Source organism: Novosphingobium kaempferiae, from assembly GCF_021227995.1.
GTDB classification, from domain to species: domain Bacteria; phylum Pseudomonadota; class Alphaproteobacteria; order Sphingomonadales; family Sphingomonadaceae; genus Novosphingobium; species Novosphingobium kaempferiae.
Genome location: NZ_CP089301.1, coordinates 1,459,803 through 1,483,363, shown reverse-complemented (window position 1 = coordinate 1,483,363; position 23,561 = coordinate 1,459,803). Strand labels below are relative to the sequence as shown.

Annotated in this window: 22 protein-coding genes; 10 read left to right on the top strand and 12 right to left on the bottom strand. The window is 66.2% G+C overall.

What is annotated here, in order from left to right; translation table 11 throughout:
* Window positions 1-37: 37 nt before the first annotated feature.
* The 4 genes from LO787_RS06835 to LO787_RS06820 form a co-directional block, all read right to left on the bottom strand.
* Entirely contained in the window at window positions 38-565 is a 528-nt protein-coding gene (locus LO787_RS06835) for a hypothetical protein (protein ID WP_232495102.1), read from the bottom strand.
* A 160-nt stretch (window positions 566-725) separates the two neighbouring features.
* Window positions 726-1,508, bottom strand: a complete 783-nt coding sequence (locus LO787_RS06830) for a bifunctional sulfur carrier protein/thiazole synthase protein (RefSeq protein WP_232495101.1) — start codon at window positions 1,506-1,508, stop codon at window positions 726-728.
* A gap of 52 nt (window positions 1,509-1,560) precedes the next feature.
* The gene (thiS, locus tag LO787_RS06825; protein ID WP_232495100.1) at window positions 1,561-1,773 is read right to left on the bottom strand and encodes a sulfur carrier protein ThiS; all 213 of its coding nucleotides are present in this window, start codon (window positions 1,771-1,773) and stop codon (window positions 1,561-1,563) included.
* Between the two features lie 174 nt (window positions 1,774-1,947).
* A complete protein-coding gene (locus LO787_RS06820) occupies window positions 1,948-2,319 on the bottom strand; it encodes a MerC domain-containing protein (protein WP_232495099.1) in 372 nt (123 codons plus the stop codon).
* 174 nt (window positions 2,320-2,493) lie between these two features.
* On the opposite strand from LO787_RS06820, the gene LO787_RS06815 reads away from it, so the two are divergent.
* From LO787_RS06815 to LO787_RS06800, 4 genes are all read left to right on the top strand, one after another.
* Window positions 2,494-3,564, top strand: a complete 1,071-nt coding sequence (locus LO787_RS06815; RefSeq protein WP_232495098.1) for a COX15/CtaA family protein — start codon at window positions 2,494-2,496, stop codon at window positions 3,562-3,564.
* Window positions 3,565-3,702: 138 nt separating this feature from the next.
* Window positions 3,703-4,182, top strand: coding sequence for a 50S ribosomal protein L13 (gene rplM, locus LO787_RS06810; protein ID WP_232495097.1), 480 nt, complete (start codon window positions 3,703-3,705; stop codon window positions 4,180-4,182).
* Window positions 4,182-4,697 (top strand): 30S ribosomal protein S9, encoded by a 516-nt coding sequence (gene rpsI, locus LO787_RS06805; RefSeq protein ID WP_232495096.1) that lies wholly within the window; start codon window positions 4,182-4,184, stop codon window positions 4,695-4,697. Before rplM ends, rpsI begins: the two co-directional genes overlap by 1 nt.
* Window positions 4,698-4,916: 219 nt before the next feature.
* Window positions 4,917-6,056 (top strand): glycosyltransferase family 2 protein, encoded by a 1,140-nt coding sequence (locus LO787_RS06800; RefSeq protein WP_232495095.1) that lies wholly within the window; start codon window positions 4,917-4,919, stop codon window positions 6,054-6,056.
* A 58-nt stretch (window positions 6,057-6,114) separates the two neighbouring features.
* Here LO787_RS06800 and phbB read toward each other — a convergent pair whose 3' ends face one another.
* Both phbB and LO787_RS06790 read right to left on the bottom strand, forming a co-directional pair.
* Window positions 6,115-6,837 (bottom strand): acetoacetyl-CoA reductase, encoded by a 723-nt coding sequence (gene phbB, locus LO787_RS06795; RefSeq protein ID WP_232495094.1) that lies wholly within the window; start codon window positions 6,835-6,837, stop codon window positions 6,115-6,117.
* Between the two features lie 130 nt (window positions 6,838-6,967).
* Window positions 6,968-7,693 (bottom strand): hypothetical protein, encoded by a 726-nt coding sequence (locus LO787_RS06790; protein ID WP_232495093.1) that lies wholly within the window; start codon window positions 7,691-7,693, stop codon window positions 6,968-6,970.
* A gap of 315 nt (window positions 7,694-8,008) precedes the next feature.
* Here LO787_RS06790 and LO787_RS06785 point away from each other — a divergent pair, with 315 nt between their 5' ends.
* From LO787_RS06785 to LO787_RS06765, 5 genes are all read left to right on the top strand, one after another.
* Entirely contained in the window at window positions 8,009-8,476 is a 468-nt protein-coding gene (locus LO787_RS06785; protein ID WP_232495092.1) for a DUF3576 domain-containing protein, read from the top strand.
* A 42-nt stretch (window positions 8,477-8,518) separates the two neighbouring features.
* The gene (gene leuS / locus LO787_RS06780) at window positions 8,519-11,038 is read left to right on the top strand and encodes a leucine--tRNA ligase (protein WP_232495091.1); all 2,520 of its coding nucleotides are present in this window, start codon (window positions 8,519-8,521) and stop codon (window positions 11,036-11,038) included.
* Window positions 11,035-11,535, top strand: a complete 501-nt coding sequence (lptE, locus tag LO787_RS06775) for an LPS assembly lipoprotein LptE (protein WP_232495090.1) — start codon at window positions 11,035-11,037, stop codon at window positions 11,533-11,535. Before leuS ends, lptE begins: the two co-directional genes overlap by 4 nt.
* 6 nt (window positions 11,536-11,541) lie before the next feature.
* Window positions 11,542-12,597 carry a DNA polymerase III subunit delta gene (holA, locus tag LO787_RS06770; RefSeq protein WP_232495089.1) on the top strand — a complete coding sequence of 352 codons (1,056 nt, stop codon included), beginning with the start codon at window positions 11,542-11,544 and terminating at the stop codon, window positions 12,595-12,597.
* A gap of 141 nt (window positions 12,598-12,738) precedes the next feature.
* Window positions 12,739-14,139 (top strand): sugar transferase, encoded by a 1,401-nt coding sequence (locus LO787_RS06765; protein WP_232495088.1) that lies wholly within the window; start codon window positions 12,739-12,741, stop codon window positions 14,137-14,139.
* A 71-nt stretch (window positions 14,140-14,210) separates the two neighbouring features.
* On the opposite strand, the gene LO787_RS06760 is transcribed toward LO787_RS06765, so the two are convergent.
* From LO787_RS06760 to LO787_RS06750, 3 genes are read right to left on the bottom strand one after another with little or no spacing between them, the layout of a single operon-like run.
* Complete coding sequence (locus tag LO787_RS06760; protein ID WP_232495087.1) at window positions 14,211-14,744, bottom strand: LptA/OstA family protein; 534 nt, start codon at window positions 14,742-14,744, stop codon at window positions 14,211-14,213.
* Window positions 14,741-15,388, bottom strand: a complete 648-nt coding sequence (gene lptC, locus LO787_RS06755) for an LPS export ABC transporter periplasmic protein LptC (RefSeq protein ID WP_232495086.1) — start codon at window positions 15,386-15,388, stop codon at window positions 14,741-14,743. Before lptC ends, LO787_RS06760 begins: the two co-directional genes overlap by 4 nt.
* 29 nt (window positions 15,389-15,417) lie before the next feature.
* Window positions 15,418-16,041 (bottom strand): ribonuclease D, encoded by a 624-nt coding sequence (locus LO787_RS06750; RefSeq protein ID WP_232495085.1) that lies wholly within the window; start codon window positions 16,039-16,041, stop codon window positions 15,418-15,420.
* Between the two features lie 83 nt (window positions 16,042-16,124).
* Between LO787_RS06750 and ung the strand changes: the two genes are divergently transcribed.
* Window positions 16,125-16,814 carry a uracil-DNA glycosylase gene (ung, locus tag LO787_RS06745; RefSeq protein ID WP_232495084.1) on the top strand — a complete coding sequence of 230 codons (690 nt, stop codon included), beginning with the start codon at window positions 16,125-16,127 and terminating at the stop codon, window positions 16,812-16,814.
* 2 nt (window positions 16,815-16,816) lie between these two features.
* Here the strand turns inward: ung and LO787_RS06740 are convergent, their stop codons facing one another.
* The 3 genes from LO787_RS06740 to gltB all read right to left on the bottom strand — a co-directional run bounded on the left by LO787_RS06740 (window position 16,817) and on the right by gltB (window position 23,524).
* A complete protein-coding gene (locus tag LO787_RS06740) occupies window positions 16,817-17,128 on the bottom strand; it encodes a putative quinol monooxygenase (protein WP_232495083.1) in 312 nt (103 codons plus the stop codon).
* A 305-nt stretch (window positions 17,129-17,433) separates the two neighbouring features.
* A complete protein-coding gene (locus LO787_RS06735; protein WP_232495082.1) occupies window positions 17,434-18,867 on the bottom strand; it encodes a glutamate synthase subunit beta in 1,434 nt (477 codons plus the stop codon).
* 19 nt (window positions 18,868-18,886) lie between these two features.
* Window positions 18,887-23,524 (bottom strand): glutamate synthase large subunit, encoded by a 4,638-nt coding sequence (gene gltB, locus LO787_RS06730; protein WP_232495081.1) that lies wholly within the window; start codon window positions 23,522-23,524, stop codon window positions 18,887-18,889.
* Between the last annotated feature and the right edge of the window lie 37 nt (window positions 23,525-23,561).

Genomic DNA, 23,561 nt, shown 5'->3' with positions numbered 1-23,561 from the left:
CATCGTCGTCCCGGATCAAGTCCGGGACGACGACAACTCAGGCCGCTTCCTTCTCGATGAACTCGGGATAGAAGCTGGGCTCCCGGTCGGACCAGCCGGGTGCGGTGGCGGCGGCTTCGCTGATCGAGTGCAGCAGCGTGCGGCGGCGGTCCGGACGGATCTGCGGCAGCGCGGCCGCACCGCAGAACGCGGCGGGCAGCCATGGACGTGCCCAGCCGCCGAGGAGGCGTTCGTAGAGGAACCGGAAGGCCGAGAAGCTGGTCACCCGCTCCTGCGCCAGATCGAAGGCGGCCATGCGCACCAGCTTGCCCATGAAAGCGTCCACGCCGTCGAAGTCGTACTCGTCGGGCCGCGTCTGGCGGAGCGCCTTCAGGTCGCGATAAGCGTCGTACTGGCGGCGGATCGACACCTGCTCATCCTCGTCGCGCGCCCAGAGCTTGAAGGCATCCTGGCGGCCGAGCCCGATATCGAGGCTGCGGCGGATGTAGCGCTGTTCGCTCGACGTGAAGCTGGCGAATTCGCGCAGTTCGCTGATGGTCAGAGTTGCGGTGCCTGACTGGGTCATCTTCGTGGTCCCGATCGTGGCGGGGACGATCCCCGTCACGAGTCGAATTTAACCACGAACATCTTTTCTGGATAGTTTACCGTGCAAACGTTTGTTCACTCGGATTCCCGCGAGAAACGGGAAAGGAATCGAAGCCCATCCCGTTTCGGGACATTAACGATCAAATAAGTCCGGCGAGGGGGCTCGACGGGTCGGCATAGCGACGCTGGCCCATGCGTCCGGCAAGGTAGGCGTGGCGGCCGCCTTCGACCGCGAGTTTCATCGCGCGGGCCATGCGGACGGGATCCTTGGCTTCGGCGATGGCGGTGTTCATCAGCACGCCGTCGCAGCCCAGTTCCATCGCCACGGCAGCTTCCGAAGCGGTGCCGACGCCCGCGTCGACCAGCACCGGCACCTTGGCGCCCTCGACGATGAGGCGCACCGTCACCTTGTTCTGGATGCCGAGGCCCGAGCCGATCGGAGCGCCCAGCGGCATGACCGCGACGGCGCCCGCTTCCTCAAGCTGCTTCGCCGCGATCGGATCGTCCACGCAGTAGACCATCGGCAGGAAGCCTTCGTTGGCGAGGATCTCGGTCGCCTTCAGCGTCTCGCGCATGTCGGGGTAGAGCGTGCGCGCCTCGCCCAGCACTTCCAGCTTCACCAGATCCCAGCCGCCCGCCTCGCGCGCCAGGCGCAGGGTGCGGATGGCGTCCTCTGCCGTGAAGCAGCCCGCGGTGTTGGGCAGGTAGGTGATCTTCTTCGGGTCGATGAAGTCGGTCAGCATCGGGGCCTTGGGGTCCGATACGTTGACGCGGCGCACCGCCACGGTGACGATTTCCGCGCCGCTCGCTTCGACGGCGGCGGCATTCTGCGCGAAGTCCTTGTACTTGCCGGTGCCCACGATCAGGCGCGAGTTGAAGGTGCGACCGGCAACGGTCCAGGTGTCGGCAGGGAAATCGGTCAAGGCGCGTCCTTTCGGGAGCGGAAATCAGAACAGGGCGGGGAGGGCGGCTATCTCAGCCGCCGCCGACGAAGTGGACGATCTCCAGCACGTCGCCGTCGGAGAGCGGGACGTCGGCCAGCGTCGAGCGCGGCGCGATCTCGGCATTGTGCTCGACCGCGACCTTCTTCGGGTCGAGCCCGATCTGGGCGACGAGGTCGGCGATGCTGGAACCGGCGGCGATGCGGCGCGGTTCGCCATTGACGGTGAGCAGGATTTCGGCAGCCATGGCTGCGGAATAGCGCCGAGATTCCGTTTGTGAAATGCCCATTCGGTCATTTTAGCAGCGGCACCAGCCCACGCCCCCACCCGGCCGCCCATCAAGGGTACACTAGTGGGCGGCCGGGTGGGGGCGTGGGCTGGTGCCGCCAAATCCGCCCATGGCGGATTTGCAAACAGGCGCTCAACAGGCTCCGTGCAAGTTCCGAATGTGTGCGTAGGCAACGAGGCCGACACCGGCGATGGTCAGCACCGTCTCCTCGATGCCGTGGCCGACGAAGAGCGCGATGCCCATCAGCGTCAGGCCCGAGGCGCCGATGGCGAGCGGGGCGACGCGGCCGTGGCGCAGCATGCCGAAGCCAAGCGAGATGATGCCGACGACCAGCGCCAGCGCCAGGCCGATACGGTGGATGTCGGGCGAGAGCAGCGCTTCGCCGCCGATTCCGAGAATCCCGACGAGGACGACGCCGAGCACGCAATGCACCGCGCAGAGCCCGCTCAGGATGATTCCGGCACGGTCGAGGCGGTTTCGAATCGCGAGTAGGGCAGTACGCATGCGAGGCCATGTATGTAACGTTGTAACATCGTTCAACCCCCCTTCCTGCAAATTTGTCTTGCAGCGATGCCGGGCAAGGGCAGGACTCGATGAAAGCACGCCCGGTCGATGTTGCCCTTGCGTTACCGGCCATGAAATCGCAGGGAACGCGGTCATGACGGAAGAAGCAGACGCATGAGAGTGAACGACGGCCGCCCGATCATCGGGACGAGTGACGATATCGCCCCGATGGTGCGATGGCTGCTGACGGTGGCGGTGCTGGTGGTGCTGATCGTGGCCGTGGGCGGGATCACCCGGCTCACCGAATCGGGCCTCTCGATCACGCAGTGGAAGCCGCTGACCGGCGCCATCCCGCCGCTGACCGACGCGCAGTGGCAGGCCGAGTTCGACCGCTACAAGCAGATCCCGCAGTACCTCGACGTCAACGGCCCGGCGGGGATGACGCTGGCGCAGTACAAGTTCATCTACTTCTGGGAATGGTTCCACCGCCTGCTGGCGCGGACCATCGGCCTCGTCTTCGCGGTGCCGCTGGCGTGGTTCTGGTACAAGCGCACGATCCCCGGCGGCTACAAGCCCCGCCTTCTTGCGCTGCTGGCTCTGGGCGGTCTGCAGGGCGTGGTCGGCTGGTGGATGGTGTCCTCGGGCCTGAGCGCCGAGGCGCTCGACCGGGTGAGCCACTTCCGCCTTGCTGCGCACCTGTTGGTGGCTTTGTTCACGCTGGGCGGGCTGGTCTGGACCGCGCTCGACCTCAAGGCGATGGAGCGGGGCGAGCAGCGCGCGCGGCTGACCGGCTTCGGCGCGCTGGCGCTGGGCATGCTGACATTGCAACTGTTCATGGGCGCGATGGTCGCAGGCTTGCGCGCGGGCTACGTCGCGGGCGCGGGCTGGTGGAGCTGGGATGCCTGGCCGCTGATGCAGGGCAGCTTCTTCCCCGAAGGCGTCGAGTGGGCGCGCGGGGCGCTCTCGGCGCTGGTCAACGACCCCTACCTCACGCACTTCATCCATCGCTGGTGGGCATGGGCCATCGTCGCTGTGCTGGTCGTGATGGGCCGCCGTCTCAAGGCGCGGCACGAGCGGCTGGTCTCGGTCGCGGTGCATGCCGCCTTCGGGACGCAGGTGCTGCTCGGCATATTCACCGTATGGTCTGGCGTGACGCTGTGGATCGCGGTCGCGCACCAGCTCTGCGGCGCGCTGCTCGTCGCGGCGACGGTGTGGGGCGCGCATGCGCTCGGACGTCGCGGATAATCTGACGGTATTATTTTACCTCTCTGCAATCCCGCAGTCTGCTTGACTTGAGCGGCGGTTTCGACGATTTGGCCGCCTTCCGCGCTATCAGGGGATTCGCTCCCGTGGCTGGCGCTCGAATATAGGGATAGACCAGCCATGAAGGCGCTCACGAAGGTCACCCGGTCGATCAAGCCGGCCGAGGTGGAGAAGAAGTGGCATCTGATCGATGCCGAAAACCTGGTGGTAGGCCGTCTGGCCGTCATCGTCGCGGACCTGCTGCGCGGCAAGCACAAGCCGAGCTTCACCCCGCACGTCGATTGCGGCGACCACGTCGTCATCATCAACGCGGAGAAGGTTCGCTTCACGGGCAACAAGCTCAAGCAGCAGACCTACTACAAGCACACCGGCTACGCCGGCGGCATCAAGGAAGTCACCGCGGACAAGGTTCTCGCCGGTCGCTTCCCCGAGCGCGTGCTCGAGAAGGCTGTCGAGCGCATGATCCCGCGCGGCCCGCTCGGCCGTGACCAGATGCGCGCCCTGCACGTCTACGCCGGCACCGAGCACCCGCACGGTGGCACCCAGCCCGAAGCGCTCGACGTCGCTTCGATGAACCGCAAGAACAAGGTGGGCGCATAATGTCCGACAACGAAACCGTGCAGAGCCTGTCCGACCTCGCGGACATCGCCGGCAACGTGGCAGCGGGTGAAGACACCTTCGTCGCTCCCGTCTCGAACGCTCCGCTCCGCGAGCAGCAGATCGACGCGCAGGGCCGCGCTTACGCCACCGGCCGCCGCAAGGACGCCGTCGCTCGCGTGTGGATCAAGCCCGGCTCGGGCAAGATCGTGATCAACGGTCGCGACCAGGAAGTCTACTTCGCGCGTCCGACCCTGCGTCTGGTCATCAACCAGACCTTCCAGGTCGCCGGTCGTGAAGACCAGTACGACGTGATCGCCACCGTCAAGGGCGGCGGTCTGTCGGGCCAGGCTGGCGCCGTGAAGCACGGCATCGCCCAGGCTCTCGCCAAGTACGAGCCCGCCCTGCGCGCGCACGTCAAGGCCGCCGGCTTCCTTACCCGCGACCCGCGCGTCGTCGAGCGTAAGAAGTACGGCCGCGCCAAGGCACGCCGCAGCTTCCAGTTCTCGAAGCGCTAAGCGTTTCCAGAGCTTCGGCTTACGAAAAGGGGTCGCGGGAAACCGCGGCCCTTTTTTGGATATGCGCCGCCGAAATCCGGTCCGGACCGGCAGCGACATGAACGAAATTTAACGTCGCAGTTAATTGCATGGCACTTCGAATTTGCCATGAAGCCCATGCTGCACTTCTGATTTGAGTGGATGTTCCACAGCGAGCGGGGGGCGCCCGGCGCGGGGACTATGGTACTCGAAACAGACATTGCCATCGGTGACGAAGCCGATGGAAACGGGTTCGAACGGGACACGGGAATCACGGGGCAGCCCTGGCTGAGCCTGCTGGTGCCGGTCTACAACGTGCGGCCTTTCCTTGAAGATTGCCTGCGCTCGATCCTGACGCAGATCGGGGGCGATTCCGGCATCGAACTCGTCCTGCTGGACGACGCTTCGACCGATGGCTCGGGCGATCTGGCGCGCGCCCTGATCGCGGATCGCGGATCGTTCGCGCGCCTGCTCGGCCATGCGGAGAACCGCGGGATATCGGCGACGCGCAACGGCCTGATCGATGCGGCGCGCGGGCGCTACGTCTGGTTCGTCGATTCCGATGACGTGCTGCTGCCCGGCGCGGTCGATGCGCTGCGTGCGATCGTCGAGGCGGAGCGGCCCGATGTGGTCATCTGCGACTACGTGCGCGAGGGGGAAGGGCGCTATCCGACCTTCCGTGGACCGGAGCGCCGACTGGCCCGCTGCACCGAGACGCTCGTCGCGGGCACCTTCATCCGGCGCAGGCTGCACCTCTGGTCGCGCGTGTGGCGGCGCGACCTGTTCGACGGCGCGATCCGCTTTCCCGAGGGTGCATGCTTCGAGGATGTCGCCACCGTGCCCTGGCTGCTGCTTAGGGCGGAGAGCTTCTACTATGCCGCCGAGCCGTGGGTCGGCTATCGCGCACGGCCGGGCAGCATCATGGCGCGGCTGAACAGGGCGTGCGCCGGGTTCGACCGGCGCACCAACGACGACATGGCGCGTGCGCTGTGCGGTTTCGGCGGTGCGCTGGGCCGGGCGGTGCCTCATGCCGGGCCGGAGACGTCCTGCGTCGTCGCGCGGTTCGTGTCGCGGGAATTCGCCAAGATCGTCAAGCGGCTGCTGCGCGGGTGCCGCAGCAAGGCGGGGTGCGCGGAATTGCGGGCGGAGATGCGCCGCTATCGCATCGCCATGGAGGGGTGCTCCCCGCTGCCGTTCGGGCAGGTGGTGCAACACTATCTGTCGAAGGGGAAAATCGGGCGCGCCCTCGAACTCGCCTTCTGGCTGGCGATCACGCGACCGGAACGGCATGTGGAACTGGCGGAGACGGGGCTCGACGCCGTGCTTCCCGAGGGCGCCTGAGGCTCTTCCCGGGTGATGGAGCGGCGCGTGGCGGCAGGCCGCCACGCGCCAGCCGTCATCAGTACATGTGCTGGCCGCCGTTGATGCTCAGCGTCGAGCCGGTCACGAACGCGGCGTTCTCCGAGCAGAGGAACGCGCAGCCGCGCGCGATCTCGTAGGCGCTGCCGAGGCGGCCGACCGGGATCTTGGCGACGATCTTCTCCAGCACCGGCGGCGGCACGGCGGCGACCATGTCGGTGTCGATGTAGCCCGGCGCGATCGCGTTGACGGTGACGCCGTACTTGGCGCCTTCCTGCGCCAGCGCCTTGGTGAAGCCGTGGATGCCGCTCTTGGCCGCCGCGTAGTTCACCTGGCCGTACTGGCCGGCCTGGCCGTTGATCGAGCCGATGTTGACGATGCGGCCCCAGCCACGCTCACGCATACCCGAGAACGTCGCCTTGGCGGTGTTGAAGCAGCCGCCGAGGTTGACGCGCATGACGTCGTTCCAGTCATCGAAGCTCATCTTGTGGAGCACGCCGTCGCGGGTGATGCCCGCGTTGTTGATGACGATGTCGATCGGGCCGACTTCGGCAGCGATGCGCTCGCAGCTTTCCTGCGTCGCCTCGAAATCGCCCACGTCCCACTTGTAGGCGGGAATGCCGGTCCGCTCGGTGAAGGCCGCGGCCTTTTCATCATTACCGGCGTAATTCGCAACGACGGTGTGACCGCGTTCCTTGAGTGCGAGAGAGACAGCCTCGCCGATACCCCGGGTTCCCCCGGTGACTATTGCAACGCGCGCCATACCTTTAGCCTTTCGTTCGTGAGCATCCACCGAACGCAAGGCTATGGAAGGTTTATGACGGCGGCAAGGCCGACTATTGACTTAAACGCGCGGTGACTGGTTGCAGAATTAGCAACCACGGTTGCCCGATTCAGAACTTGAACTGGGTGCCCACGTAGACGGCCTGGCTGTCCTGCTTGCCGTCGGTCAGCGGTACGAGGCGTTCGCGCTCCTGCGAATAGCGCACGCCCGCCGTGACATCGAGATTGTCGGTCACGCGATAGGCGCCGCCGAGTTCGACTTCGCCGCCGTCCATCGCGAACGTGCGCGGGGCGCGGCCCGAAACCTTCTTCTCGTCGATCGAGATGCGCGGTGTCAGGCGCGGTTCCTCGCCCTTGGAGGGGCCGGGGGAGAGGCTGAAGCGCTTGAGGTCGGGCAGTTCGGCCATCGGTCGGCTCGGTGCCTGCGGGACGAGGTTCTGCGCGAAGTTCTGGTAGCCGCGCGACACGCCAAGGTTGAACGCCGTCGGCGCGATGCGCAGGCGTCCGGGATCCTGAACCGCCTGCGCCATCGGCGCGCGGCCATGGACGATGATCGCCTGCGCCGCCTCGGGATCGACGCGCACCGCGACCGTTACCGCACGGTCCTGCCGGTTGGGCGTGCCTGCGGGGGTAAAGGGAAACAGTTCCCCCTTGGCGAGCGAGCGCATCGAGATCGCGCGCGAGAGATTTTCCTGCGTGGCCTCAGGTGCGAGCGAATCGATCTGGCCGTCGTTCGCGGTTGTCGAATGTCCGCCGAAGTCGGTGGAGAAGGCGAGCACCGCGCTCGGCAGCGCGAGCAGCATGACGCAGCCTGCCAGCAGCAGACTTCCCTTCATGCCCCCCCGTGTCACGGCTCCCCGCTCGATACTCATCACAAGACCCTGTTGCTCATCGTCGATCGTGCCTTGCGGACTCGAAGTCCGTTGCATCCAGCATGATCGTCCGGTGAGATTAACATGCCCTGAGCACGGCGCAAAGGACGCTTGGTACACGCTAGGTGTCGTTCAGTGTCCGCTCAGGGACGCCCTGCTTGGCACACGGGCAAGGCAAAGGCGCACTTGCCGCTGGCCCACCGGCAGCTATAGAGGCGTTTTGCGACAGGGTTCGGCTCCGCCCCGATGGAGCCACGAGCAAGAGCACTAGGAACGAACATGACAGGCAGCACCAAGACCGGCCTTCTCACCGTGCGCACTCTGACCACCGCAGGTATCTGCGCCGTGGCGGCGCTCGCCCTGGCCGGATGCGGCGGCGGCCGGAAGCGCCAGCAGACGGCCTTGGCGCCCTCGCAGGTAACCACCATCGGCGTGAACAGCTACCTGTGGCGCGCGAGCCTCGATTCGGTCTCGTTCATGCCGCTGCTCCAGTCGGACAGCGCCGGCGGCGTCATCATCACCGACTGGTACGTGAACCCCAAGACCCCGACCGAGCGCGTGAAGGTCTCGATCGCGATCCTCGACCAGGATCTGCGCGCCGACGCGCTGCGCGTCACCGCCGTGCGCGAAGTGCAGCAGGGTGGCGGCTGGGTCGCGGCTCCGGTGCAGGCGGCGACCGTGCAGAAGCTCGAAGACATCATCCTCACCCGCGCCCGCGACCTGCGTCGCGATTCCATCGGCGGCTGATTTTTAACGCGGGCCTGAGCGCCCGCAGGAGACCTTGAAGACATGACCGAGCGGTTCGATCCCGCACAGGCGGACACGCGCTGGCAGGCTGCGTGGGACGAAGCGCAGAGCTTCCGCGCCGACGACACTTCCACCAAGCCACGCAGCTACGTGCTGGAGATGTTCCCGTACCCCTCGGGCCGCATCCACATCGGCCATGTCCGCAACTACACGATGGGTGACGTGCTGGCGCGCTACAAGCGGATGAAGGGCTTCGAAGTCCTGCATCCGATGGGCTGGGACGCCTTCGGCATGCCTGCCGAGAACGCGGCGATGGAAAAGGGCGTCCACCCCGGCGGCTGGACGCGTGAGAACATCGCGAACATGAAGGCGCAGTTGAAGCGCCTCGGCTTCGCGCTCGACTGGAGCCGCGAGGTCGCGACCTGCGAGCCGGAATACTACGGTCACGAGCAGGCGCTGTTCATCGATCTGTACGAAAACGGCCTCGTCTACCGCAAGGAATCGGCGGTCAACTGGGATCCGGTCGACCAGACCGTGCTCGCGAACGAGCAGGTGATCGACGGACGCGGCTGGCGCTCGGGCGCGCTGGTGGAGAAGCGCAAGCTCTCCCAATGGTTCCTCAAGATCACCGATTTTGCCGAGGAACTGCTGGAGGGCCTCTCCACGCTCGACAAGTGGCCCGAGAAGGTCCGCACGATGCAGGAGAACTGGATCGGCAAGTCGCAGGGCCTGCAGTTCAGCTTCCAGCTTTCGACCAGCGGTTCGGTGGACGTCTACACGACGCGTCCGGACACGATCTTCGGCGCAAGCTTCGTGGCCGTTGCCGCCGATCACCCGATCGCGCAAGGCGTTGCCGTCGGTCGTCCCGAGGTCGAGGATTTCATCGCGCTGTGCAAGCAGGGCGGCACTACGGCGGCCGAACTGGAGACGGCGGAGAAGCTGGGCTTCGACACCGGGATCACCGCGAAGCACCCGTTCACCGGTGCGGACCTGCCGGTGTACATCGCCAACTTCGTGCTGATGGACTACGGCACCGGCGCGATCATGGCCGTTCCCGGTCACGACCAGCGCGACTTCGAGTTCGCGACCAAGTACGGCCTGCCGATCACGCGCGTCGTCGCCGCCAGCGCCGAAGATGCCGACAAGCCCTTCGGCGACGAGGCCGAGGCGGGTGACGGTGTGCTCGTCAACTCCGGCTTCATCGACGGGCTTTCCGTGGCGGAGGCCAAGGCCGCCGTCATCGGTCGCGCCGAAGGCGAAGACTGGGGCGAAGGCAAGACGGTGTGGCGCCTGCGCGACTGGGGCGTCTCGCGCCAGCGCTACTGGGGCACGCCGATCCCGTTCATCCACTGCGAGATCTGCGGCGTGGTGCCGGTGCCCAAGAAGCACCTGCCGGTGACGCTGCCCGAGGACGTCGATTTCCAGACGCCGGGCAACCCGCTAGTGCGCCACCCGACCTGGAAGCACGTCGACTGCCCGCAGTGCGGCAAGCCTGCCCGTCGTGAGACCGATACCCTCGATACGTTCGTGGATAGCTCGTGGTACTTCCTGCGCTTCGCCAGCCAGCCTGACGATCGTCCGTTCGACCCGGCGAAGATCGCCGAGTGGCTGCCGGTCGAGCAGTACATCGGCGGCATCGAGCACGCGATCCTGCACCTGCTCTACGCCCGCTTCTGGACCCGCGCGCTTGCCCGCATCGGCAAGATCGAGGTCAAGGAGCCGTTCGGCAGCCTGTTCACGCAGGGCATGGTCACGCATGAGACCTACTTCCGCATCAACGACGCCAATGGCCAGCCGGTCTACTTCGCGCCGAGCGAGATCGAGCGCGGTGCGGAGACTGCGAAGCTGAAGGCCGATGGCGCTCCGGTGGAGATCGGCCGCGTCATCAAGATGTCGAAGTCGAAGAAGAACGTCGTCGATCCCGACGAGATCGTTGCGACTTACGGCGCCGATGCGATCCGTTGGTTCATGCTGTCCGACAGCCCGCCCGAGCGCGACCTGCCGTGGTCCGAGGCCGGGATCGAGGGCTGTGGCCGCTTCGTCCAGCGCCTGTGGAGGCTCTTCGCCCAGTTCGACGGCGCAGCTGCGGGTGAGGACAAGGCGCTCGATCGCAAGGTCCACCAGACCATCGCGGCGGTTGCGTCCGACATCGAATCGCTTGGCTTCAACAAGGCCGTGGCGCGCATCTACGAACTGACCGGCGCAGTCGAGAAGGCCGCACCTTCGGCCAGCCGCACCGCCGCGATCCGCACCGTGTTGCTGCTGATAGCGCCGATGATGCCGCACCTTGCCGAAGAGGCATGGTCGGCATTTGGAGATGGCCTCGTCGCCGATGCGCTGTGGCCCGAAGTCGATCCGGCGCTGCTGGTGGATGACGAGGTCACCGTTGCGATCCAGGTCAAGGGCAAGCTGCGCGACACCCTCACCGTGGCCAAGGGCACGTCCAAGGAAGAACTTGAGGCGCTTGCCCTTGCCAGCGAGAAGGTGCAGCGTGCGCTTGATGGTGCTGAAGTGCGCAAGGTGATCGTCGTGCCTGACCGGCTGGTAAATCTCGTCGCATGAAGGTCTTGGTGGCCCTTTGCGGAGCGTTGCTGCTCGCCGGATGCGGGTTGCAGCCGATGTATGCGGGCGGCGGCAATGCCGCCGTCGCGCAAGGCCTCGCCGGCGTGCAGGTCTCCGCGATCGAGGGCCGCGCCGGGTGGCTGGTGCGCAATGCGCTGGTCGACGAACTCGGTGTTTCCGGTGCCAAGGGTGTTGCGCCGAAATACCGGCTGGATGTGCGTCTCGACGACAAGCTGGAAAGCTTCGCGCTGCTATCGGACGATACCGTGGGCCGTGAGCGTCGGACGCTTCGCGCCCGCTATCAGCTTGTCGACGCGGGCAGCGGCGAGGTCGTGCTCGACCAGACCGCCGGGTCCGACGCGGGCATCGACGTGGTTTCTTCCGACTATGCGACGATTGCGGCCGAACAGACCGCGCTGGAGAACATGTCCAAGGACATCGCCACGCGCATCGTCACCAACATCGCGCTGCGCCTGCGCGGTGACACCAACCAGTAAGGCCCCATGAAGGCGACCCAGAAGGAGTTCGCCGGGCTCGCCCAGCGCGCTGCCCGCGACGCCCGCGTGTTCTTCTTCTGCGGCCCCGACGAATCGGGCGCTTCGGATGCGGCAGCGAAGATCGTCTCGCTGCTCGAAGACCCCGGCGAGCGTATCGAGATGGGCGGCGCCGAACTGCGTCGCGATCCCGTCCGTCTGGGCGACGAGGCGCGCTCGACCTCGCTGTTCGGAGGGGCGCGGCATATCTGGGTGCGCGCGCAGGGCGACGAGGCGCATGATGCCGTCCAGACCCTGCTGGAGAACGACGTAGAGGGCTGCCCGGTGCTGATCGTCGCCACCGGCGCCACCGACAAGTCACGCACCGCCAAGCTGCTCGCGGCCCGCCCTGACGGACTGGTGGCGATGTTCTATCCGCCCGATCTGGCTTCGGCAACCGCATCGGTGCGTGCCATGGCCAACGGCGCAGGGCTCAAGCTCGGCAGCGAGATCGCCGAACGAATCGCGCGTGGGGCTGGTCTCGATACCCGGCTGGCCCGTTCCGAGGTGACGAAGCTGGCGCTCTACCTCGATGCATCGGCGGAAACGCCGCGTCCGGTATCGGCGGCGGACCTCGACGCGATCGGCGCTTCGACCGAGGATGATGACTTCGCTCCGTTAGTCGATGCCGTGCTGGGCGGCAGACGCGAAGCCGTCGGCCCGGAACTGAAACGCATGCGTGAGCAGGGCATGAATCCGGTGGGTTTGCTGCTCGCCTTCGAGCGACGGGCAGCGCAACTGGCCGGTCTCAATTCGCGGCTCGGTGACGGCCGGGATGTTGCAGGTTTCCTGAAAGCCGAGGCCGGTGCCCGCCGCGTCTTCTGGAAGGACCAGCCCGCGCTGACGGTCCAGTTGCAGCTCTGGCGCGGGCACAGGCTGGAGCGTCTCGTCGCGCGATTGGTAGGTCTGCACCAGATGCTGTTGGCTAACAGTCAGGACTCTGAACTCTTACTCGCTGACGGTTTATTGACAATTGCTAGATCGGCACGTCCTAATTCAAGACGACCGACAAATACCACGTCCTGACAGAAACCGCTTTTCGGGTTGCCTCGCCACTACATACGAGCCTATACGTATTGCGCCGCAGCATGAAACTCGTGCTGCACGCGCTGAGGTTCTGTTGAGGGAGGCGTTCAGCGTGAGTTCGCAAGTCGGAGTTCTGCACGCATGAACGCGCCTTTTGCTGCGCGTTCGCTCTCCAAGGAGCGGACGGATGCCGACGACCTGCTCGTCGCACCTTCGCTCGAACGGCGGCGCTTGCAATGCTATCTCTCGCTGGTTCTTGGCGATATCGTCTCGATCTTCGTCGGCTTTGCTGCAACCGGTTACCTGCTGACCGGTGCGCAAGGCCTTGGCGGTGGCATCGTTCACGCACAGCTGATCCTGCCGATCTACCTGACGCTGGCGCTCTATAACGGCTCTTACTCCACCGCCTCGCTTCAGGAAGCCTGGAAGGGTGTGTTCCGCGCCCTGATGGCGATCATGATCTCCATGGTCGTGGTCGTCTTCGTGCAGTTCCTGATCCGTCCTGATGCCGACGTTTCGCGTTCGGGCTTCAATGGCGGCGCGATCGCGGCAATGGCAATCATCACCTGGACTCGCCTCCAGTTGCGCGGCCTGGTGCGGTGGCGCTGCGGTGAGAACGTCCTCAACGAACTCATCATCGACGATGGTGGCCCGCAGGTGCAACTGCGCGGCGCGATCCGCATTTCGGCGGCGGCCATGGGCTTGCGCCCGAACCTCAACGACCCCAACGCGCTCGACCGCGTCGGCCTCGTGCTGCGCAACATCGACCGAGTGGTGGTGAGCTGTCCGGCGGGACGACGCGCCGAATGGGCGATGATGCTCAAGGGCGCCAACGTCGACGGCGAAGTGCTCGACGACGAGGTGGCCCGGCTCGGTGCGCAGGGTGCCCGCGTGGTGGGCAAGCACGGCCTGCTGATGGTCTCGGCAGGCCCGCTGGGCCTGCGCGACCGCGCAATGAAGCGCCTGTTCGACGTCGCCTTCGCGGGCGGCGCGATCCTCGCTCTGTCACCACTGCTGATTGCGGTCGCTCTTGCGGTCAAGTTGCAGGACGGCGGCCCGGTGTTCTTCACCCAGCGCCGCATGGGTCGGGGCAACCGCTTCTTCAACATGTACAAGTTCCGTTCGATGACGGAAGCCTTGTGCGATTCGAACGGCAACGTCTCGGCCTCGAAGGACGACCAGCGCATCACAACGGTCGGTCGCTTCATTCGCCGCACCAGCATCGACGAACTGCCGCAACTGTTCAACGTGCTGCTCGGCGATATGAGCCTTGTCGGGCCGCGTCCTCATGCGACGGGCTCGCTGGCCGGAGACAAGCTGTTCTGGGAAGTCGATACGCGCTACTGGCAGCGCCATTCGCTCAAGCCGGGTCTCTCGGGGCTGGCGCAGGTGCGCGGCTTTCGCGGTGCGACCGACCATGAATCAGATCTGGTGAACCGCCTTCAGGCCGATCTTGAATATCTCGAAGGCTGGACGATCATGCGCGACCTGCAGATCATCTTCCTGACCATGCGCGTGCTGGTCCACGACCGGGCGTTCTGACCCGGTCTTCGCTTTTCGACCTTATGATAAGTTTGGCGGGCGGATCGCGTCTCGTCTGAGGCGCGAGTCCGTCAGTTGCCGTTGGTCTTCTGCTTGGGGACCGAGAACGTGCCCGAGACGCGTCCGCCGGGGCCTGCGGAGGCGGAAGACACGCCGCTGTTGAGGTCGACCACCAGTCGCCCGCCGCGCAGCGTGTCGCCGTTGGTACGCTTGATGGTGGCATTGCCGGTCATCGTGATGATCTTCTGGTTGAAGTCGTAGACGCCGACGTCACCCGTTGCGGTTTCGTCCGGGCGGGAGACGGTGACGCCGCCGCTCGCAGTGATGCGCTGAATCTGCATCGAGCCCTGGTTGGTGAAGTTCACCACCGTGCGCGCCGCGCGCAGGCGCAGTTCGGCCTGCTTGACGTCGACGTTGCCTGACAGGATCACCCGGTCCTGCTTGTCCTGCAGTTCGATGCGGTCCGCTGCATAGTCCACCGGGGCATTCGAGTTGTGTCCCGACAGCACCTGCGCGCCGAGCTGCTGCGACCCGCCCAGCGCGGCGAGGCCCAGCACGGGCAGGACGAGCGCGGCGCGGGTGAACATCCTGGGAGCGGCGGTCATTTCGGTATCCTGATCTTGCCCGGCGTCATGCGCAGGCGGGCATTGCCTTCGAGGGTCACGGTGCGGTTCTCGAGGTCGGCGTGCATCGAATCGGCGCGGAACGTGCCGGTCGGTACGGTGCCGTCCACGCCGCCCGAGCCGACGGCGGTCTGGTTCTTGACGTCGACGGCGACGTTGCGCGTGGTCATGCTGTAGCCGTCGGGCGCGGCGAAGTTCACCGGCCCGTCGACCGCGATCTGTTCGCTGTCGTAGTTGTAGGCGCCGCGCGGGGCGACGATCTCTGCGGGGCCGTCCTGGAGGTTCATCAGCGCCTTGAGGCCCAGCATCTCGACGATGGGCGTCGTGGCGGTCTTTTGAACGGCGGTGCCCGACGTCACCACGAAGTCGCGGTTCTTGTTGTCCTTGCCACGGTAGGCCGCATTGTCGGCGCGCAGGCGCTCGCTGGTGATCGCCACCTTGTTGCGGTCGAGCAGGAAGCTGATCTCTCCGCGCGGCGACAGGGGCACAAGGATCATCACCGCGGCGACGAGGCCGATGCCGGCCGGAAGCACCTTGGCCAGCAGCGCGACGAGCCGGTCATGCGAACCACCGGGCGCGGCGAAATGCCGACGGCGGTTGCGGATCTGGACGGCTTCGACGGACATGGCGGCTCAGGTAACTCCCGGAAGGGCGATCAGGCTGCTTCGTGGCTGAATATGTCGTGCTCCGGCCAGCCTGCAAGGTCCAGACGGGCGCGCGCCGGAAGGAAATCGAAACAGGCTTGTGCGAGTTCCGTGCGATGTTCGCGTGCCAGACGCGTGACGAGGATGTCATGCATGGCGTGCAGGTACCGCACGTCCGATGCCGCATAGTCCTTCTGCGCGTCGGTCAGTTCCGGGGCGCCCCAGTCGCTCGACTGCTGCTGCTTCGACACTTCCTTGCCGAGCAGTTCGCGCACCAGATCCTTGAGGCCGTGGCGGTCGGTATAGGTGCGCACCAGCTTGCTGGCGATCTTGGTGCAGAACACCGGTGCGGCGGTGACGCCGAGGTAATGCTCTATCGCGGCGAGGTCGAAGCGCGCGAAATGATAGAGCTTCAGGCGCGCCGGATCGGCCAGCACCGCCTTCAGGTTCGGCGCGGCATAGGCACTGTCTGCGTTGAAGCGGACAAGGTGTTCGTCACCCTTGCCGTCCGAGATCTGGACGACGCAGAGTCGGTCCCGGGCGGTGATGAGACCCATGGTCTCGGTGTCGACGGCGACGGGCCCCGGCGCGAGCACGCCTTCGGGGAGATCTTCTTCGTGGAGATGGACAGCCATGATCCCAAAATGCTTAGGGAATGGCCGGGTGTTTCGCAATGGCAGGTGCGCCTGCCCGCAGGTTTTTCGCTGGAGGTGAGGGCATGACGGCAACACAGGATGTCCAGAACGTCCCCGAAAGCTGGGCTGCGGCGCTTGGACCGGCCCTTACGACGCCCGAGACGCGTCGTCTCGGCGGCTGGCTCAAGGCTGAGGAAGCGGCGGGAAAGCGCATCTATCCGCCGCGCGGAACTCGGCTGCGGGCGCTGGAACTGACGCCGCTCGACGCGGTGCGCGTCGTGATTCTCGGACAGGATCCGTACCATGGGCCGGGGCAGGCGCATGGGCTGTCGTTTTCGGTGCAGGAGGGGGTGAAAGTGCCGCCCTCGTTGGTGAACATCTACAAGGAACTGGCGACGGACTGCGGTGTGAAGGCGCCAGGGCACGGGAATCTGGAGCATTGGGCGAAGCAGGGCGTGCTGCTGCTCAACAATGCGCTGACGGTCGAGGAAGGGCAGGCGGGGTCGCACCAGAAGAAGGGGTGGGAGGCGATCACCGATGCGGCCGTGGCGGCGGTGGCGGCCAAGGCGGAGCCTTGCGTGTTCATGCTCTGGGGCAGTCATGCCAGGAAGAAAGCGCTGAATGTTCAGGGACTTGCTGAGAGCCATCACCTCGTTCTGACCGCGCCGCACCCGAGCCCGCTTTCGGCGCATTCGGGGTTCTTCGGGTGCCGACATTTCAGCCGGGCCAACGCATTTCTGCGGGAAAATGGGCGCGGGGCGATCGACTGGTAAGATCAGGCCGCCGATGGTCCGGTGAGGGCCTCGTCCATCTGGTAGTGGCTCATCGCGCCGCCGATCGTTAGGTCGCCGAAGCAGGCGCGGAACTGGCCGAATTCCGGGAGATTCCGGGCATTCTGATGGGCTTCCATCGAGGTCCACACGACGTTGAAGGTGAACTTCGACGGGTTCTCCACCCCCCTGCCGAAGCGGGCGGAAACGACGCCGTCGCAGGCGGCGAGATGGGCTACGCCGGCATCGCGCATGGCATTGGCGAACTGGTCTTCCGCGCCGGGGCGGACTTCGACTTCGGCGATCTCCAAGAGCATCGGTTTTCTCCCGTTTTTCGCACTCTCCGAGCCGGGGGGAGGATGGTCAAGGCGGGCGCGGAAGTGATCGCGGCGGCGGGGTTGGGGGCCGAAAGCGGGTGTGCACTGAACGGCACCTAGACGGTGCTGACGGGCACTTGCGCGGTGCTGGCGGCGACTTGCGCGAGCCTTCGAGGGTCGGTGATGCCGCTTTCCCCCTCCACCATCCTTCGGATGGTCCCCCTCCCCGAGCGAGCTCGGGGAGGAATGAGAAAGGGGCGCACCTTGCGATGCGCCCCCTCTCGTTTTCAGTATCGCCGGAAAAGTCAGCGCGGCAGTTCGCTCTTGCCCATCAGCGCCTCGTCGACCGAGCGGGCGCACTGGCGGCCTTCGCGGATCGCCCAGACGACCAGCGACTGGCCACGGCGCATGTCGCCGCAGGACCAGATCTTCTCGTCGCTGGTGCGGTACTCGAAGACGTTCGCCTTGACGTTGCCGCGTGCGTCCAACTCGACGCCCGACTGGTCGAGCATCCCGGCCTTGCGGGGGCCGAGGAAGCCCATGGCGAGGAAGATGAGATCGGCCTCGAGCGTGAACTCGCTCCCTTCGATCTCGTGCATCTTGCCGTCCTTCCACTCGACGCGCACGCATTCGAGGCCCTTGACGTCGTTGTCGCCGATGACGCGCTTGGTCAGCACGGCCCAGTCGCGCGTGGCGCCTTCTTCATGGCTGGAAGAGGTGCGCAGCTTGAGCGGCCAGAACGGCCACGACGTCGCCTTGTTCTCCTTCTCGGGCGGGCGCGGCATGATCTCGAGCTGGGTCACCGAAGCGGCGCCCTGGCGGTTCGAGGTGCCGACGCAGTCCGAGCCGGTGTCGCCGCCGCCGATGACGATGACGTGCTTGCCGGTGGCCGAGAGCGTGCCGCGCGGGGCGGCGCGCAGTTCGTCGTCACCGGCGTTGCGCTTGTTCTGCTGGGTCAGGAACTCCATCGCGTAGCGCACGCCCGGAAGCTCGAAGCCGGGGATCGCGAGCGGGCGCGGGTCTTCCGCACCGCCGGCGAAGACCACCGCGTCGAAGTTCTCCTTGAGCGAGGCGACCGAGACGGTGACGCCCACTTCGACCGAGGTCTTGATCTCCACGCCTTCGGCCATCATCTGCACCAGGCGGCGGTTGATGAGGTGCTTCTCCAGCTTGAAGTCGGGGATGCCGTAGCGCATCAGCCCGCCGACGCGGTCGTTCTTCTCGAACAGGGTCACGGCGTGACCGGCGCGGGCCAGCTGCTGCGCGCAGGCCATGCCCGCCGGGCCGGAGCCGACGACGGCGACCGACTTGCCGGTGCGCTTTTCGGGCACCTGCGGCGTGATCCAGCCTTCCTGCCATCCCTTGTCGACAATCGCGCATTCCACCGACTTGATGGTCACGGGCTCGTCGATGATGTTCAGCGTGCAGGCCGCCTCGCACGGGGCGGGGCAGATGCGGCCGGTGAACTCGGGGAAGTTGTTGGTCGAGTGGAGGACTTCCAGCGCGTTCTTGAAGTCATCCTCGTAGACCAGGTGGTTCCAGTCCGGGATGATGTTGTTGACCGGGCAGCCGGTGTGGCAGTGCGGCACGCCGCAGTTCATGCAGCGCGACGCCTGCGCCTTCAGCGCCTCGGGCGAGAGGGGGACGACGAACTCGTTGTAGTTCTTCAGGCGATCCTCGACCGGACCGTACGTACGGTCCTGGCGGTCGAGTTCGAGGAAGCCGGTTTCCTTGCCCATCTTGATACGTTCCTAAATCTTATTCTGCTGCGACCGAGGCGGCTTCGAGGCGTTCGGCCTCCTGCTGGCGCAGGGCCTTGGCGTAGTCGCGCGGCATCACCTTGACGAACTTGCCCAGCGTGTTCGACCAGTCGTCGAGCAGCGCGCGAGCTCGCTTCGAGCCGGTGTGCAGGTGGTGGCGTTCGAGCAGGATGCGCAGGCGATCCGCGTCGTGGCGCAGCGGGTCGCCCATGCCGAGGTCGGTGACCGAGGACGTGCGCTGCTGCGGACGGCCCGTGCCCTCTTCCTCGTCGGCGTCTGCCGAGATCGGCAGCAGGTCGACCATCGAGGGGTTGACCAGCTTCGCGAAATCGCCGTCCTCGTCGTAGACGTAGGCGATGCCGCCCGACATGCCCGCCGCGAAGTTGCGGCCGGTCTTGCCCAGCACCGTCACGACGCCGCCGGTCATGTATTCGCAGCCGTGGTCGCCGCAGCCTTCGACGACCGCGATCGCGCCCGAGTTGCGGACCGCGAAGCGCTCGCCGCCGACGCCGTTGAAGAACGCCTCGCCGGAGATCGCACCGTAGAGCACGGTGTTGCCGACGATGATGTTCTTCGTGGGATCACGATCGACGTGGCCGGGCTGGCGCACGATCACGCGGCCACCGGACAGGCCCTTGCCGACGTAGTCGTTGGCATCGCCGGTCAGGTCGAGCGTGACGCCGTGGGCAAGCCAGGCGGCGAAGCTCTGGCCGGCGACGCCGGTGAGCTTCACGTTGATCGTGTTGTCGGGCAGGCCCGCATGGCCGAAACGGCGCGCCACTTCGCCCGAGAGCATCGCGCCGACCGTGCGGTTGACGTTGATGACGGGCTTTTCGATGCGCACCGGCTGGCGGTTTTCCAGCGCGTCGGCAGCGGCTTCGATCAGCGCGTTGTCGAGCGCGTTCTCGAGGCCGTGGTCTTGCGTCTCGCTCCAGTTGAGCGAGGGGCTGTCACCCAGCGGCGCCTGGTAGAGCACCTTGGAGAGATCGACGCCCTTGGCCTTCCAGTGGCTGATCGCCTTCTTCATGTCGAGCTTGTCGACGCGGCCGACCATCTCGGGGATGGTGCGGAAGCCGAGTTCGGCCATGATCGCGCGCAGTTCCTCGGCGACGAAGAAGAAGTAGTTGATGACGTGCTCGGGCTGGCCGGTGAAGCGCGCGCGCAGCACCGGATCCTGGGTGGCGACGCCGACCGGGCAGGTGTTGAGGTGGCACTTGCGCATCATGATGCAGCCCGCCGCGATCAGCGGGGCGGTGGCGAAGCCGAACTCGTCCGCGCCAAGGAGCGCGGCGATGGCGACGTCGCGACCGGTGCGCAGGCCGCCGTCGGCCTGCACCACCACGCGGCTGCGCAGGTTGTTGAGCAGCAGGGTCTGCTGGGTCTCGGCGAGGCCGATTTCCCAGGGCGAGCCCGCGTGCGTCAGCGAGGTCAGCGGCGAAGCGCCGGTGCCGCCTTCGTAGCCCGAGATCGTGATGTGGTCCGCGCGCGCCTTGGAGACGCCCGCCGCGACCGTGCCCACGCCCACTTCGGACACCAGCTTGACCGAGACGCGCGACTTCGGGTTCACGTTCTTGAGATCGTGAATGAGCTGCGCGATGTCCTCGATCGAGTAGATGTCGTGGTGCGGCGGCGGCGAGATCAGGCCGACGCCCGGGGTCGAGTGACGGGTCGCGCCGATGGTGCGGTCGACCTTGTCGCCGGGCAGCTGGCCGCCTTCGCCGGGCTTGGCGCCCTGGGCCATCTTGATCTGGATGTCGTCGGCGTTGACGAGGTACTCGGTGGTGACGCCGAAGCGGCCCGAGGCGACCTGCTTGATCGACGAGCGCATCGAATCGCCGTTGGGCAGCGGCGTGAAGCGCTTGGGATCCTCGCCGCCCTCACCGGTGTTCGACTTGCCGCCGATGCGGTTCATCGCCAGCGCCAGCGTGGTGTGCGCTTCCCAGCTGATCGAGCCGTAGCTCATCGCGCCGGTGGCGAAGCGCTTCACGATCTCGCTCGCGGGCTCGACGTCGTCGATGTGGATCGACTGGCCGGGCACGAATTCCATCAGGCCCCGGATCGTGAGCATGCGCTCCGACTGGTCGTTGATGGTCTGCGCGAATTCCTTGTACTTGGCCGGAACGTTGCCGCGAACGGCGTGCTGGAGCAGGCCGATGTTCTCGCTGGTCCAGGCGTGTTCCTCGCCGCGGATGCGCTGGCCGTAGATGCCGCCCACGTCGAGCATGTTCTTGTAGATCGGGTTGTCACCGTAGGCGGCCGAGTGGCGGCGCACGGTCTCTTCCGCGATCTCGGCAAGGCCCGCACCCTCGATCGAGGTGGCGGTGCCGCCGAAGTACTTGTCGACGAACGGGGTGGACAGGCCGACCGCGTCGAAGATCTGCGCGCCGCAGTACGACTGGTAGGTCGAGATGCCCATCTTGGACATGACCTTACGGATGCCCTTGCCGATGGCGTAGACGTAGTTCTTCGCCGCCTGCTCGGCCGAGACCGGCAGGTTCTTGCGGACGCGGATCGCCTCGATCGTCTCGAGCGCGAGGTAGGGGTTGATCGCCTCCGCGCCGTAGCCGGCGAGGGCGCAGAAGTGATGGACTTCGCGCGCTTCGCCGGTTTCCACGACGAGGCCGGTCTGCATGCGCAGGCCTTGGCGGACGAGGTGGTGGTGGACGGCGGCGGTCGCCAGCAGCGCGGGCATGGCGATCCGGTCCTGTCCGACCGCGCGGTCGGACAGGACGAGGATGTTCTTGTCCGCCAGCACCGCTTCGGTCGCGGCCCAGCACATCTCCTTGATCGCCATCTCCAGCCCTTCGGCGCCGGTCTTGGCGTCCCAGGTCATGTCGATGGTGCCGGTGCGGAACGCGCCGTCGAGCGCGGCCTCCACCGAGCGGATCTTGGCGAGGCCGAGATCGGTCAGGATCGGCTGGCTGACTTCGAGGCGCTTGTGCGTGCCCGCGTCATGGCCGAGCAGGTTCGGGCGCGGGCCGACCATGGTGACGAGGCTCATCACCAGTTCCTCGCGGATCGGGTCGATCGGCGGGTTGGTCACCTGCGCGAAGTTCTGCTTGAAGTAGTCGTACAGCAGGCGCGACTTCGACGAGAGAACCGGGATCGGCGTGTCGGTGCCCATCGAGCCGAGCGGATCGTCGGCGTTGACGGCCATCGGTTCGAGGAAGCGGGTGGTGTCCTCCTGCGTGTAGCCGAACGCCTGCTGGCGATCGAGCAGGGTGCCGGTGGGCTTGGGCAGCTCGGCCAGTTCCGGCTCGATCACGTCGAGGTCGGCCAGCTTGTACTGCGCCTGCTCCAGCCACTGCTCGTAGGGCTCGGCCTCGGCCAGCTTGGTCTTGATCTCCTCGTCCTCGATGATGCGGCCTTCCTCGAAGTCGATCAGCAGCATGCGGCCGGGCTGGAGACGCCACTTGCGCACGATGTTGTCTTCCTTGATCGGAAGGACGCCGCTCTCGGACGCCATCACGCAGATGTCGTCGTCGGTGACGAGGAAGCGGGCGGGGCGCAGGCCGTTGCGGTCCAGCGTCGCGCCGATCTGGCGACCGTCGGTGAAGGCGACGGCGGCGGGGCCGTCCCACGGCTCCATCAGCGCGGCGTGGTATTCGTAGAACGCGCGGCGCTCCGGGGTCATCAGCGGGTTGCCCGCCCACGCCTCGGGGATGAGCATCATCATCGCGTGGACGAGGCTGTAGCCACCGGCCAGCAGCAGCTCCAGCGCGTTGTCGAGGCACGCGGTATCCGACTGGCCGTGCGGGATCAGCGGCCACATCTTGTCGAGGTCGGCGCCGAGCAGCTCCGATTCCATGGTGCGGCGGCGCGCGTTCATCCAGTTCACGTTGCCGCGAACCGTGTTGATCTCGCCGTTGTGGGCCATGAAGCGGAACGGGTGCGCCAGCTTCCAGCTCGGGAAGGTGTTGGTCGAGAAGCGCTGGTGGACGAGGCCGAGCGCCGAGACGAACTCGGGGTTGCGCAGGTCGTCGTAGAACGAGCCCACCTGGGTCGCCAGCAGCAGGCCCTTGTAGACGATCGTGCGGGTCGAGAAGCTGGGCATGTACAGCTCGGTCAGGCCGGGCATGTCGTGCTTTTCTGCCAGCGCCTTGAGCGGGTTCTGCGTCTGCTTGCGGATCGCGAGGATCTTGCGCTCGAACGCATCCTGGTCGGCGCAGCTCTCGCCGCGGCCGACGAAGCACTGGCGGATGACCGGCATCGATTCGAGCACGGTCTTGCCGAGGCCATCGAGCGTGACGGGCACGTCGCGCCAGCCGATCAGGTACTGGCCTTCCTTCTTGATGAACTTCTCGAAGATCGAGACGATCATCTCGCGCGCGGCATCGTCCTGCGGCAGGAAGCACATGGCGACCGCGTAGTCGCCCGGCTGCGGCAGTTCGAGGCCTTCGCCGGCGGCCCAGGTGCGGAACAGCTGGTCGGGAAGCTGGGTCAGGATGCCCGCGCCGTCACCCAGCAGCGGGTCCGCGCCCACCGCGCCGCGGTGGTCGATGTTTTTCAGAATCTCCAGAGCCTGGGTAATGATCGCGTGGTTTTTCTGGCCCTTGATATGGGCGACGAAGCCCACACCGCAGGCGTCGTGTTCATTGCGCGCGTCATAAAGGCCCTGGGGCTTAGGAAATCCCATCGATATAAACCCATCCTGTGTTTTTTTGGTGCCTGTT

Excerpts from the sequence above, each read along its gene's own strand:
- LO787_RS06815 (WP_232495098.1), top strand. The coding sequence starts at position 2,494 with ATGAGAGTGAACGACGGCCGCCCGATCATCGGGACGAGTGACGATATC.
- LO787_RS06835 (WP_232495102.1), bottom strand. The coding sequence starts at position 565 with ATGACCCAGTCAGGCACCGCAACTCTGACCATCAGCGAACTGCGCGAA.
- holA (WP_232495089.1), top strand. The coding sequence starts at position 11,542 with ATGAAGGCGACCCAGAAGGAGTTCGCCGGGCTCGCCCAGCGCGCTGCC.
- LO787_RS06735 (WP_232495082.1), bottom strand. The coding sequence starts at position 18,867 with ATGGGCAAGGAAACCGGCTTCCTCGAACTCGACCGCCAGGACCGTACG.
- ung (WP_232495084.1), top strand. The coding sequence starts at position 16,125 with ATGACGGCAACACAGGATGTCCAGAACGTCCCCGAAAGCTGGGCTGCG.
- LO787_RS06800 (WP_232495095.1), top strand. The coding sequence starts at position 4,917 with ATGGTACTCGAAACAGACATTGCCATCGGTGACGAAGCCGATGGAAAC.
- LO787_RS06820 (WP_232495099.1), bottom strand. The coding sequence starts at position 2,319 with ATGCGTACTGCCCTACTCGCGATTCGAAACCGCCTCGACCGTGCCGGA.
- lptE (WP_232495090.1), top strand. The coding sequence starts at position 11,035 with ATGAAGGTCTTGGTGGCCCTTTGCGGAGCGTTGCTGCTCGCCGGATGC.
- LO787_RS06790 (WP_232495093.1), bottom strand. The coding sequence starts at position 7,693 with ATGAAGGGAAGTCTGCTGCTGGCAGGCTGCGTCATGCTGCTCGCGCTG.
- gltB (WP_232495081.1), bottom strand. The coding sequence starts at position 23,524 with ATGGGATTTCCTAAGCCCCAGGGCCTTTATGACGCGCGCAATGAACAC.
- rpsI (WP_232495096.1), top strand. The coding sequence starts at position 4,182 with ATGTCCGACAACGAAACCGTGCAGAGCCTGTCCGACCTCGCGGACATC.
- phbB (WP_232495094.1), bottom strand. The coding sequence starts at position 6,837 with ATGGCGCGCGTTGCAATAGTCACCGGGGGAACCCGGGGTATCGGCGAG.
- LO787_RS06740 (WP_232495083.1), bottom strand. The coding sequence starts at position 17,128 with ATGCTCTTGGAGATCGCCGAAGTCGAAGTCCGCCCCGGCGCGGAAGAC.
- lptC (WP_232495086.1), bottom strand. The coding sequence starts at position 15,388 with ATGTCCGTCGAAGCCGTCCAGATCCGCAACCGCCGTCGGCATTTCGCC.
- rplM (WP_232495097.1), top strand. The coding sequence starts at position 3,703 with ATGAAGGCGCTCACGAAGGTCACCCGGTCGATCAAGCCGGCCGAGGTG.
- LO787_RS06760 (WP_232495087.1), bottom strand. The coding sequence starts at position 14,744 with ATGACCGCCGCTCCCAGGATGTTCACCCGCGCCGCGCTCGTCCTGCCC.
- thiS (WP_232495100.1), bottom strand. The coding sequence starts at position 1,773 with ATGGCTGCCGAAATCCTGCTCACCGTCAATGGCGAACCGCGCCGCATC.
- leuS (WP_232495091.1), top strand. The coding sequence starts at position 8,519 with ATGACCGAGCGGTTCGATCCCGCACAGGCGGACACGCGCTGGCAGGCT.
- LO787_RS06785 (WP_232495092.1), top strand. The coding sequence starts at position 8,009 with ATGACAGGCAGCACCAAGACCGGCCTTCTCACCGTGCGCACTCTGACC.
- LO787_RS06765 (WP_232495088.1), top strand. The coding sequence starts at position 12,739 with ATGAACGCGCCTTTTGCTGCGCGTTCGCTCTCCAAGGAGCGGACGGAT.
- LO787_RS06750 (WP_232495085.1), bottom strand. The coding sequence starts at position 16,041 with ATGGCTGTCCATCTCCACGAAGAAGATCTCCCCGAAGGCGTGCTCGCG.